The following is an 11,619-nucleotide window of genomic DNA, read 5'->3' on the forward strand; positions in this document are numbered from 1 at the left end:
CGACGGCACCGACTGGTGGTGCCAGGGCTATTCGGAGCCCGGCGCGGGATCCGATCTCGCGTCGGTGAAGACGAGCGCCGTGCGCGTCGGCGATCACTACGTCGTGAACGGGCAGAAGACGTGGACCACGCTCGGCCACTACGCGAACATGATCTTCTGCCTCGTGCGTACCGCGACCGACGTGCGCAAGCAGGAAGGCATCAGCTTCCTGCTGATCGACATGAACACGCCGGGCGTCGAGGTGCGGCCGATCATCACGCTCGACGGCGAGCACGAAGTGAACGAGGTCTTCTTCACCGACGTACGCGTGCCGGTCGAGAACCTCGTCGGCGAAGAGAACCGCGGCTGGACCTACGCGAAATACCTGCTCACCTACGAGCGTACCAACATCGCGGGCGTCGGCTTTTCGACGGCCGCGCTCGATCGGCTGCGCGCGGTTGCCGCGAAAGTCGAGAAGAACGGCCGGCCGCTCGCCGACGATCCGTTCTTCGCGGCGCGCATCGCGCGCGTCGAGATCGAGCTCGAGAACATGCGCACGACGAACCTGCGCGTGCTGGCCGCGGTCGCCGGCGGCGGCGCGCCGGGCGCGGAAAGCTCGATGCTGAAGATCCGCGGCACGCAGATCCGCCAGGAAATCACGTCGCTGATGCGCCGCGCGATGGGGCCGTACGCGCAGCCGTTCGTCGACGACGCACTCGACGCGGACGCCGGCGACGGCGCCGAGCCGATCGGCCCGGACGGTGCCGCGCGCGCCGCGCAGCAGTACTTCAACAACCGCAAGCTGTCGATCTTCGGCGGCTCGAACGAGATCCAGAAGAACATCATCGCGAAGATGATGCTCGGGCTGTAACGAGGGAACGCGACGATGGATTTCCAGCACACAGAAGACCGCCGGATGCTGGCGGACACGTTGAACCGCTTCATCGCCGAGCAGTATCCGTTCGCGGTGCGCGACCGCATCGCGCAGTCGGCCGACGGTTTCGACCGCACGATGTGGCGGCGCTTTGCCGAACTCGGTGCGGTCGGCGCGCTGTTTCCCGAAGCCGACGGCGGGTTCGGCGGCGCGGGCTTCGATATCGCGGTGGTATTCGAATGCCTCGGACGCGGGCTTGTCGTCGAGCCGTTTCTCGGCACGCTGCTCGCGGGGCGCGCACTGTCGCTCGCGGGCGGCGACGCGCATCGCACGATGCTGGCCGCGCTGATCGACGGCAGCGCGAGCGCCGCGTTCGCGCACGACGAGCCGGGCTCGCACTACGAACTGACGACGGTGCGCACGCGCGCCGAGCGCACGAGCGACGGCTGGGTATTGACGGGCGCAAAGGGCGTCGTCGACCAGGCCGCGCAGGCGGCGTTCTTCGTCGTCAGCGCGCGCGTCGCGGGCCGCGACGACGACGCGGCCGGCATCGGCCTGTTCGTCGTGCCGGCAAACGCGGCGGGCGTGTCGCTGCGCGACTATCGCAAGATCGACGGCGGCCGCGCGGCCGAGGTGCGCTTCGAGCGCGTCGTATTGCCGGCCGATGCGGCACTTGGCGAGCACGACGGCGAGCAGGGCGCGGCGCTGCTCGAGCGCGTGCTCGGGTACGGGCTGCTCGCGCTGTCCGCGGAAGCGCTCGGCGCGATGGACGTCGCGAAGGCGCACACGCTCGACTATCTGCGCACGCGCAAGCAGTTCGGCATGCCGATCGGCAGCTTCCAGGCGCTGCAGCACCGGATGGCGGACCTGCTGCTCGAAGTCGAGCAGGCGCGCTCGGCCGTGATCAACGCGGCCGCGCAGCTCGACGCGCCGCGCGACCTGCGCGAGCGCGCGCTGGCCGCCGCGAAATACACGATCGGCCGGATCGGCACGCTCGTCGCGGAGGAGAGCATCCAGCTGCACGGCGGAATCGGGATGACGTGGGAGCTGCCGCTGTCGCACTACGCGAAGCGGCTCGTGATGATCGATCACCAGCTCGGCGACGAGGATCATCATCTCGCGCGCTATATCGCGCTGTCGAAACGATAACGCGCGATCGCAAATGGAGGAGACGAACATGACGAACGAACCGCGTGCGCTGCCGCTCGCCGGCGTCAAGGTGCTCGACGTGTCGCGCGTGCTCGCGGGCCCGTGGTGCGCGATGGTGCTCGCCGATTTCGGCGCGGAAGTCGTGAAGGTCGAGCATCCCGCGCGCGGCGACGATACGCGCGACTGGGGCATCCGGATCGGCGACACCGAAACCACGTACTTCAACAGCGTGAACCGCAGCAAGCGCTCGCTCTGCATCGACCTGCAGACGGAAGCGGGGCAGCGGATCGCGCAGGACCTCGCCGCGCAGGCCGACGTGCTGATTCACAACTTCAAGCTCGGCGGCGCGGAAAAGCTCGGGCTCGGCTACCACACGCTCGCCGAACGCAATCCGCGTCTCGTGCATTGCGCGATTTCGGGCTACGACCGCTCGGGGCCGGAAGCCGCTCGCCCCGGCTACGACCTGGTCGTGCAGGGCGAGGCGGGGCTGATGGCGCTGAACGGCGAAGCGGGCCAGCCGCCGCTGAAGTTCGGCGTCGCGGCAGTCGACCTGTTCACCGGCATGTATTCGGCGCAGGCGATTCTTGCCGCGCTGTACGAGCGTCACGCGACCGGGCGCGGCCGGCGCATCGAGATGGCGCTGTTCGACTGCGGGCTGATGATCACGGCGTACTACGGGCTCGACGCGCTGCTGATGGAGAAGGACCCGCCGCGTTACGGCAACGCGCATCCGTCGATCGTGCCGTACGGCGTGTTCGATGCGGCCGACGGCCCGCTCGTGATCACGGTCGGCAACAACACGCAGTTCGCGCGCTTTTGCGACGTGCTCGAACGGCCCGATCTCGCGGCCGATCCGCGCTATCGCACCAATCTCGGCCGCTCGGAGAATCGCGCGGACCTGCTGCCGGAACTGCGCCGCGAGCTCGCGCGCCGGCCGCGCGCGGCGCTGCTCACCGCGCTCGCCGACGCCGGGATCCCCTGCGGAGAGGTGCTCGGGCTGCACGAGGCGCTCACGTCCGAGCGTGCGACGCGCGCGGGGCTCGTCACGCGGCAGCCGCATCCGGTCGCGGGCGGCGTGCACGTGCTCGCGCCGCCGTACCGCTTCGACGGCGCGCGATTGCCGGTGCGCGGTGCGCCGCCGGTGCTCGGCGCCGATACCGATGCGGTGCTCGGCAGCTGGCTCGGGCTGTCCGCCGACGACGTCGCGCGGTTGCGCGCGGACCGCGTCGTGTAACCGATCATGCCGCCGCGGCGCGGGCGGCTCGGTTCACGCGCCGGTCATCGACAAGACAGCGTCGCGAGACGACGCACAGGAGACACCATGGAGCTTTCCGTCATCGAATCGGTCACGGCGCGCCGTGACTATCAGCAGCTCGTGCGCGCGCGGCGCCGCTTCAGCTTCGCGCTGACGGCGCTGATGATCGCCACCTACTACGGTTTCATCCTGCTCGTCGCGCTCGCGCCGCAAGTGCTCGCCGCGCCGCTGTACCGCGGCGCGACGACGACGGTCGGCATTGCCGCCGGCGTCGCGATCATCGCGATCGCCGTCGCGCTGACCGCGTGCTACGTGCTGCGTGCGAACCGCGCGTTCGACCGCCGCGTCGACGCGCTGCTCGGCCGTTCGTGAGGGAGGCTGCGATGCGACGCTCATCGATCGCGCTCGGCGCGCTGTCCGTCTTCGTTTCGTCTGCCGCGCATGCGGTATCGGTCGCCGGCCCGATGCCGGACAAGGTCGAGCTGAACCCGGTCGCGATCGCGATGTTCTTCGCGTTCGTGTTCGCGACGCTCGCGCTCACGCGCTGGGCCGCGCGCCGCACGCGCTCGACACGCGACTTCTACACGGCCGGCGGCGGCATCACGGGGCTGCAGAACGGCCTCGCGATCGCGGGCGACTACATGTCGGCCGCCTCGTTCCTCGGGCTGTCCGGCATGGTGTTCATGTTCGGCTTCGACGGGCTCATCTACTCGATCGGCTTTCTCGTCGGCTGGCCGTTCGTGATGTTCCTGATCGCCGAGCCGCTGCGCAATCTCGGCAAGTTCACGTTCGTCGACGTCGTCGCGTACCGCTTCGCGCAGCGCCCGATCCGGCTGCTGACGTCGGCGAACGCGCTGACGATCGTCGTGCTGTATCTGGTCGTGCAGATGGTCGGTGCGGGCAAGCTGATCCAACTGCTGTTCGGGCTGTCGTACGGCAGCGCGGAGCTGATCGTCGGCGTGCTGATGGTCGTCTACGTGTTCTTCGGCGGAATGACCGCGACGACCTGGGTGCAGGTCATCAAGGCCGTGCTGCTGCTGGCCGGCGCGTCGCTGCTCGCGTGGCTCGCGCTTGCCGAATTCGGCTTCAGCGTCGACGAGATGTTCCGCCGCGCCGTGGCCGTGCATCCGGGCGCGCTCTCGATCATGGGGCCCGGCAAGCTGATCCGCGATCCGGCCAACGCGCTCTCGCTCGGCATCGCGCTGATGTTCGGCACGGCCGGCTTCCCGCATATCCTGATGCGCTTCTTTACGGTGCCGAACGCGAAGGAGGCGCGCAAGTCGGTGCTGTATGCGACCGGCTTCATCGGCTATTTCTACCTGCTGACGTTCGTGATCGGCTTCTCGGCGATCGTGCTGCTCGCGCAGCATCCCGAGTTCTTCCGCGTCGCCGCGAACGGCACGTTCAGCCTCACGCACGACCTGCTCGGCGGCTCCAACATGGTGGCGGTGAAGCTCGCGCAGGCGGTGGGCGGCAACGTCTTCTACGGATTCATCGCGGCCGTCACGTTCGCGACGATCCTCGCCGTCGTCGCGGGGCTCACGCTCGCCGGCGCGACGACGATCTCGCACGACCTGTACGCGCAGATGTGGGCGCGCGGCAAGCCCGACGAGCGGCTCGAGATGCGCATCTCGCGCGCGGCGACGATCGTGCTGTCGGCGCTCGCGATCGGCCTGTCGATTCTGTTCGAGCATGTCAACGTCGCGTTCATGGTCGGGCTCGTCGCGGCGGTCGCGGCAAGCGCGAATTTCCCGGTGCTCGCGATGTCGATCTTCTGGCGCGGAATGACGACGCGCGGCGCGGTGCTCGGCGGCGGCCTCGGCCTCGTGTCGGCCGTCGTGCTGACCGTGCTGTCGAAGTCGGTGTGGGTCGACGTGCTGCACCATGCGCACGCGCCGGTGTTCCTCGACAACCCGGCGCTCGTGTCGGTGCCGCTCGCGTTCGTGGCGATCGTCGTCGGCTCGCTCGCGGATCGCGGCGAGCGTGCGCGGCGCGAGCGCGAGGCGTTCACGCAGCAGGAGTTCTACGCGCAGACGGGCGTGCTGGCGGGCCCGGCCGTGCGCCACTGATTCGTCCGATGAATCGCCGCATCCGTCCGGATCGCCGGACGGATGCTTTCCGGATTTCCGGAATCCCGGATTCCGCGCGCCGCGCGCGGAGCGGGAAACTCAACGAAAACAACGGCTTGCAGGCTTGCGAAAGCCTGGCATCGACCTTGCAATAAAAAACGCACGGCCTTCCCCGGGCCCGACGATTAAACCAAGGAGACAATCGATGACCGACGCCTTCCTCCCCCTCCGGATGTCCTGAGGCATCGCTTGTTGCGGCATGGCAGCCGCGCGGGCGCGTGCCGCGGCGGGCATTGCCCTCCGTCCTCGTCCCTTGCCGCGCGCGTGACGCCGTGTCCCCCGGCTCATCTACTTCAGCAGGAACCATCGTGAAGAAGAAACCCTTCTACAAAGTGCTTTATGTGCAGGTGATCTTCGCCATCGTCGTCGGCGTGATCCTCGGTCACTACTATCCGTCGCTCGCCACCGAGATGAAACCGCTCGGCGACGGGTTCATCAAGCTGATCAAGATGGTGATCGGTCCGATCATCTTCTGTACGGTCGTCACCGGCATCGCCGGCATGGAGGACATGAAGAAGGTCGGCCGCGTCGGCGGCAAGGCGCTGCTGTACTTCGAGATCGTGTCGACGTTCGCGCTGGTGCTCGGTCTCGCGGCGACGCACATCCTGCGTCCGGGCGTCGGCTTCAACATCGATCCGGCGACGCTCGACGGCAAGGCCGTCGCGTCGTACGCGGCGAAGGCGCACGGCCAGTCGACGGTCGACTTCCTGATGCACATCATCCCGAACACGATGGTCGACGCGTTCGCGCAGGGCGAGATCCTGCAGATCCTGCTGATCGCGCTGCTGTTCGGCAGCGTGCTCGCGCACCTCGGCGAGCGCGGCAAGGTCGTCACGGACTTCATCGACGGCCTCACGCGCGTGCTGTTCGGCATCGTGCACATCGTCACGAAGCTCGCGCCGATCGGCGCGTTCGGCGCGATGGCGTTTACGATCGGCAAGTACGGCGTCGGCTCGCTGGTGCCGCTGCTGAAGCTGATCGGCACGTTCTACCTGACCTCGGTCGTGTTCGTGCTCGTCGTGCTCGGCGCGATCGCGCGCTTCACCGGCTTCTCGATCATCCGCTTCGTGTCCTACATCAAGGAAGAGCTGCTGATCGTGCTCGGCACGAGCTCGTCGGAAGCCGCGCTGCCGCAGCTGATGGAAAAGCTCGAGAAGGCCGGCTGCTCGCGTTCGGTCGTCGGCCTCGTCGTGCCGACCGGCTATTCGTTCAACCTCGACGGCACCAACATCTACATGACGATGGCCGTGCTGTTCATCGCGCAGGCCACCAACATCGAGCTGACCTGGATGCAGCAGCTCACGCTGCTTGCGGTCGCGATGCTGACCTCGAAGGGTGCGAGCGGCGTCACGGGCGCGGGCTTCATCACGCTCGCCGCGACGCTTGCCGTCGTGCCGACCATTCCGCTGTCGGGCATGGTGCTGATCCTCGGCATCGACCGCTTCATGAGCGAATGCCGCGCGCTGACGAACATCGTCGGCAACGGCGTCGCGACCGTCGTCGTGTCGGCATGGGAAAAGGAACTCGATCGTGCGAAGCTGCGCCAGGCGCTGAAGGGCGGCGGCGAAGTCGCGGCGACCGAGACGGCCGGCGTCTGATGCGATGAACGGGCAGGCGGCCGCGCCGTCCGCGCGCGCCGCGCCGCGCGGCGGCGATCGCGATCGGGACGCGTATGACACAATAGGCGATCCGCATCGCCAGGAAGTCTCGACCGTGAAGCGCCGCCTGCTCGTCCTCGCCGTGCTCGCCGCGATGCTCGCGGCAGCCTGCGCGCTGACGTGGACCGTCACGTGGCGGCGCGGCATCGCCGAGTTGCAGCGCAACGCGGCCGTGCGCGTCGACCGCACGACCAACGCACTGAAGAGCACGCTCGATCGCTACGAATCGCTGCCGTATCTGCTCGGCAGCCATCCGTACGTGCAGGAGCTGCTCGCCGCACCGAAGCGCGCCGATTACGTCGCGCGCACGAACCGCTACCTCGAAGACCTCAACGAACACGCGCATGCGACCGTCACCTACGTGATCGGCGCGGACGGCCTCTGCGTCGCCGCAAGCAACTGGCGCGCGCCCGACAGCTTCGTCGGAATCGAATACCGCTTCCGTCCGTATTTCATCGACGCGATGCACGGCCGGGTCGGCCGCTTCTTCGGCATCGGCACGATCTCGCGCGACCCCGGCTACTACATCTCGCAGCCTGTCTGGCGCGACGGCGGGATCGCGGGCGTCGTCGTCGTGAAGCTCAATCTCGAATGGTTCCAGGGCGCCGACGCGTCCGAGCCGCTCGTCGTCGCGGACGAGCACGGCGTCGTGTTCCTGTCGTCGGTGCCTGCCTGGAAATACCACACGCTGAAGCCGCTGACGGAGCCCGTCGCCGCGTCGATCTTCGAGACGCGCCAGTACGCGCAGCAGCCCGTCACGCCGTTGCCGATGCGCGTCGAGCAGGTGCTCGGCGGCGATGCGGAGATCGTGCGCGTCGGTTCGGGCCGCCGTGCGCCGCGCTTTCTCGCGACGCGGCGCCGGATCGGCGAGCCCGACTGGCAGCTCGTCACGCTCGCGCCGATCGCGCCCGTCGACGCCGACGCGCGCAACGCGACGATCGTGACGGGCTTCGGCTTCGTGTCGGTCGCGCTGCTCGCGTTCTACTGGCGCATGCGCCGCGCGCGCGTGCGCGAGATGATCCGCAGCCGCGCGCTGCTGCAGCAGGCGTACGCGGAACTGAACCGGCGCGTCGAGGAACGCACGGCCGACCTGTCGGAGGCGAACGAGCAGCTGCAGAAGGAAGTCGGCGACCGGATCCGCGCGGAGCAGGAGCTGCGTGCCGCGCACGACGAACTGATCCAGGCGAGCAAGCTCGCGGCGCTCGGTCAGATGGCGGCCGGCATCACGCACGAGCTGAACCAGCCGCTCGCCGCGCTGCGCAGCTTCTCCGACAACACGCGCGTGCTGCTCGACCGCGGCGAACAGGCGGCGGCGCGCGAGAACCTCGAGGCGATCGCCGCGCTGACCGAGCGCATGGGCAAGATCACGAACCAGCTGAAGCTGTTCGTCGGGCGCGCGCGTCCGCGCAACGAGCGCGCGCTCGTCGTGCGCGCACTGCGCGGCGTGCTCGCCCTGCTTGGCGAACGGCTGCGCGGCGTCGCGCTGACGCTCACGCTGCAGGACGCGACGGTCTCGCCCGCGCGCGACGCGCCGCTCGACATCGCGCACGACCATCCGGAACTCGTCGCGCGCTGCGAGGACCTGCGCCTCGAGCAGGTGCTGATCAACCTGCTCGGCAACGCGCTCGATGCGGTCGCCGCGGTCGCGGCGCCGGCGATCGAAGTAACGGTCGCGGTGTCGAGTGCGACCGTCGCGATCGAGGTGCGCGACAACGGCCCCGGCATCCCGCCCGAGCTGCTGCCGCGCCTGTTCGAGCCGTTTTTCACGACGAAGGAGATGGGCAGCGGCCTCGGCCTCGGCCTCGCGATCTCGTCGTCGATCGCGAGCGACGCGGGCGGCTCGCTGACCGCGCGCAATGCGCCCTCGGGCGGCGCGCTGTTCGTCTTGACGCTGCGGCGCGCGCACACGCATCATCCGGACTCCGTGTCCGAGCCGGCCGGCCTGCAGTGAGCGCACGCGCGACGCGCACGGCCGGCGCCCGGCGGCATCAACGACGCCGCGCGCGCGACGGCGCGTGCTGCGCGAGGAGTGAGTGAGTACGATGGCCAACCGGCTGCAAGTGATCTACATCGAAGACGACGCGCTCGTTCGCCGGGCGAGCGTGCAGAGCCTGCAACTCGCGGGCTTCGACGTCGCCGGCTTCGAATCGGCCGAGGCGGCCGACAAGGCGATCGTCGCCGACAACGCCGGCGTGATCGTCAGCGACATCCGGCTGCCCGGCGCGAGTGGGCTCGACCTGCTCGCGCAATGCCGCGCGCGCGTGCCCGACGTGCCGGTGATTCTCGTCACCGGTCACGGCGACATCTCGATGGCCGTGCAGGCGATGCGCGACGGCGCATACGACTTCATCGAGAAGCCGTTCGCGGCCGAGCGGCTGATCGAGACCGTGCGGCGCGCGCTCGAGCGGCGCGAGCTCGTGCTCGAGAATCACGCGCTGCGGCGCGAGCTGGCCGGCCAGAACGTCGTCGCGCCGCGCATCATCGGCCGCAGTCCGGCGATCGAGCAGGTGCGCAAGCTGATCGCCAACATCGCGCCGACCGACGCGTCGGTGCTGATCAACGGCGACACGGGCGCCGGCAAGGAGCTGATCGCACGCAGCCTGCACGAGCTGTCGCCGCGCCGCGACAAGCCGTTCATCGCGGTGAACTGCGGCGCGCTGCCCGAGCCGATGTTCGAGTCCGAGATGTTCGGCTACGAGCCCGGCGCGTTCACCGGCGCCGCGAAGCGCCGCATCGGCAAGCTCGAATACGCGTCCGGCGGCACGTTGTTTCTCGACGAAATCGAAAGCATGCCGCTCGCGCTGCAGGTGAAGCTGCTGCGCGTGCTGCAGGACGGCGTGCTCGAGCGGCTCGGCTCGAACCAGCCGATCCGCGTGAACTGCCGCGTCGTCGCGGCGGCGAAGGGCGACATGAGCGAGCTTGTCGCGGCCGGCACGTTCCGCCGCGACCTGCTGTATCGGCTGAACGTCGTGACGATCGCGCTGCCGCCGCTCGCCGAGCGCCGCGAGGACATCGTGCCGCTGTTCGAGCACTTCATGCTCGATGCGGCCGTGCGCTACGGCCGGCCCGCGCCGGTGCTGAGCGACCGGCAGCGCGCGAGCCTGATGCAGCGCGACTGGCCCGGCAACGTGCGCGAGCTGCGCAACGCGGCCGACCGCTTCGTGCTGGGCGTCGCGGAGATGCCGGCCGAGGCCGACGTGGCCGGCGATGCGGCGAGCGAGCAGACGCTGAAGGAGCGCGTCGAGCAGTTCGAGCGTGCGGTGATTGCGGAGGCGCTGAACCAGACGGGCGGCGCCGTCGCGGCGACCGCCGACCGGCTGCACGTCGGCAAGGCGACGCTGTACGAGAAGATGAAGCGCTACGGGCTGTCCGCGAAAGGCGAATCGGAGCGCTGAAATGAAAACGGACCGCGGAACCGGCTGTGCCGGCGATGCGATCCGTGTGCGGCGCGGCGCGCGGCGAGCGTGCCGCGTCGGACGGCGGCGCTTACGCCGCGTTGCCGTCGAGCGCCTTCTTCAGCAGCGCGTCGAGCTCCGCGAATTGCGGCGCGCCGACGTAGCGCTTCAGAATCTTGCCGTCCTTGTCGACGACGAACGTGGTCGGCGTGAGCTGCACGTTGCCGAACTGCTTGGCGACGCTGCCGTCGTCGAGCGCGACCTTGAACGGCAGCTGGCGCGTCTGCGCGTAGTTCGCGACGTACATCGGCGGATCGTAGTTCATCGCGACCGCGACGAATTCGAGCCCCTGTCCCTTGAAGCGGTTATAGGTCTCGACCATCTGCGGCATTTCCTGCATGCAGGTCGCGCAGCTCGTCGCCCAGAAGTTGACCAGATAGACCTTGCCCTTCAGGTCGCCGGCCGTCGAAATCTTCTGGCCGGACAGCAGCGTGAACGTCGCATCCGGCACGCTCGACTTGCCGTTGAACGCGAAAAAGCCCGCGACGGCGATCGCCGCGACGACGACGGCGGCGACGATGTAGCGGGCGGGGCCGGCGCGGCGGCGCGGCGCGGAAGGCGTGGTATTCATCTGCGGGCTCTCGGAGTCGGTCGGTCGCACCCGGCGGTGCGGGACGTCGAAATTCGGCGCTCATTTTAGCGCGAATGCGGGGCATGCATCGCCGGCCGCCGCGCATCCCGACATTGCCGTTGGACGGATAATGGCGGTTTTCCCGTGCCAACGTCCGCGATGCCGAAGCCTCTTGCCGACTCGTTTCGTCACCTTTTTCGCCCGCTGCGTCACTTCGCCGCGCTGCTGTGCGCCAGCGCCGCGCTGGCCGCCTGTTCGCCGTCGTACGACTGGCGCACGCTGCACAACGATGCGGGCTACACGATCGATCTGCCTGCGAAGCCGACCGTCGACGAGCACGCGGTGGCCGTGGGCGGCACGCCGATGCCGATGCGGATGCAGGCCGCGCACGTCGACGGTGCGGTCTTCGCGGTCGGCACGCTGACGTTGCCGGACGACCGCGACGCTACGCGCCGCGCGGCGCTCGAGTTCCTGCGCGCCGGCCTGTCGCGCAATCTGGCCGGCGCGCCGCAGACTGCCGCGGTGCCGGTGCCGCTTGCGGCCGGCGGC

The 11,619-nt window shown here is 69.1% G+C and carries 10 protein-coding genes; 9 read left to right on the top strand and 1 reads right to left on the bottom strand.

The features are described 5' to 3' along the window. The 8 genes from HMPREF3115_RS07365 to HMPREF3115_RS07400 all read left to right on the top strand — a co-directional run. Nucleotides 1-850: acyl-CoA dehydrogenase family protein (locus HMPREF3115_RS07365; RefSeq protein WP_256276100.1), on the top strand; the 850-nt coding region annotated here is incomplete at its 5' end. 15 nt (nucleotides 851-865) lie between these two features. Further along, nucleotides 866-2,002, top strand: a complete 1,137-nt coding sequence (locus HMPREF3115_RS07370; protein WP_070553922.1) for an acyl-CoA dehydrogenase family protein — start codon at nucleotides 866-868, stop codon at nucleotides 2,000-2,002. Nucleotides 2,003-2,030: 28 nt separating this feature from the next. Further along, entirely contained in the window at nucleotides 2,031-3,236 is a 1,206-nt protein-coding gene (locus HMPREF3115_RS07375; RefSeq protein WP_059939266.1) for a CaiB/BaiF CoA transferase family protein, read from the top strand. Nucleotides 3,237-3,323: 87 nt separating this feature from the next. Then, on the top strand, nucleotides 3,324-3,629 hold the full coding sequence (locus tag HMPREF3115_RS07380) for a DUF485 domain-containing protein (RefSeq protein ID WP_006398164.1): 306 nt from the start codon (nucleotides 3,324-3,326) through the stop codon (nucleotides 3,627-3,629). A gap of 11 nt (nucleotides 3,630-3,640) precedes the next feature. Further along, complete coding sequence (gene actP, locus HMPREF3115_RS07385; RefSeq protein ID WP_070553924.1) at nucleotides 3,641-5,326, top strand: cation/acetate symporter ActP; 1,686 nt, start codon at nucleotides 3,641-3,643, stop codon at nucleotides 5,324-5,326. 368 nt (nucleotides 5,327-5,694) lie between these two features. Then, nucleotides 5,695-6,984 carry a dicarboxylate/amino acid:cation symporter gene (locus HMPREF3115_RS07390; protein WP_006398167.1) on the top strand — a complete coding sequence of 430 codons (1,290 nt, stop codon included), beginning with the start codon at nucleotides 5,695-5,697 and terminating at the stop codon, nucleotides 6,982-6,984. 4 nt (nucleotides 6,985-6,988) lie between these two features. Next, nucleotides 6,989-8,995 (top strand): sensor histidine kinase, encoded by a 2,007-nt coding sequence (locus tag HMPREF3115_RS07395; RefSeq protein WP_006407051.1) that lies wholly within the window; start codon nucleotides 6,989-6,991, stop codon nucleotides 8,993-8,995. 91 nt (nucleotides 8,996-9,086) lie between these two features. Further along, the gene (locus HMPREF3115_RS07400) at nucleotides 9,087-10,439 is read left to right on the top strand and encodes a sigma-54-dependent transcriptional regulator (RefSeq protein ID WP_006407050.1); all 1,353 of its coding nucleotides are present in this window, start codon (nucleotides 9,087-9,089) and stop codon (nucleotides 10,437-10,439) included. A gap of 91 nt (nucleotides 10,440-10,530) precedes the next feature. On the opposite strand, the gene HMPREF3115_RS07405 is transcribed toward HMPREF3115_RS07400, so the two are convergent. Then, a complete protein-coding gene (locus HMPREF3115_RS07405; RefSeq protein ID WP_006407049.1) occupies nucleotides 10,531-11,070 on the bottom strand; it encodes a TlpA disulfide reductase family protein in 540 nt (179 codons plus the stop codon). A gap of 159 nt (nucleotides 11,071-11,229) precedes the next feature. Between HMPREF3115_RS07405 and HMPREF3115_RS07410 the strand changes: the two genes are divergently transcribed. Further along, the coding region (locus HMPREF3115_RS07410; protein WP_070553926.1) for a hypothetical protein at nucleotides 11,230-11,619 on the top strand (390 nt) is incomplete at its 3' end.

The organism is Burkholderia sp. HMSC10F09 (genome assembly GCF_001806955.1).
Lineage (GTDB): Bacteria > Pseudomonadota > Gammaproteobacteria > Burkholderiales > Burkholderiaceae > Burkholderia > Burkholderia multivorans.

Bases quoted from the DNA above. Each gene is read 5' to 3' on its own strand.
- HMPREF3115_RS07405 (WP_006407049.1), bottom strand. From the start codon at position 11,070: ATGAATACCACGCCTTCCGCGCCGCGCCGCCGCGCCGGCCCCGCCCGC.
- HMPREF3115_RS07375 (WP_059939266.1), top strand. From the start codon at position 2,031: ATGACGAACGAACCGCGTGCGCTGCCGCTCGCCGGCGTCAAGGTGCTC.
- HMPREF3115_RS07370 (WP_070553922.1), top strand. From the start codon at position 866: ATGGATTTCCAGCACACAGAAGACCGCCGGATGCTGGCGGACACGTTG.
- HMPREF3115_RS07380 (WP_006398164.1), top strand. From the start codon at position 3,324: ATGGAGCTTTCCGTCATCGAATCGGTCACGGCGCGCCGTGACTATCAG.
- actP (WP_070553924.1), top strand. From the start codon at position 3,641: ATGCGACGCTCATCGATCGCGCTCGGCGCGCTGTCCGTCTTCGTTTCG.
- HMPREF3115_RS07400 (WP_006407050.1), top strand. From the start codon at position 9,087: ATGGCCAACCGGCTGCAAGTGATCTACATCGAAGACGACGCGCTCGTT.
- HMPREF3115_RS07395 (WP_006407051.1), top strand. From the start codon at position 6,989: ATGAACGGGCAGGCGGCCGCGCCGTCCGCGCGCGCCGCGCCGCGCGGC.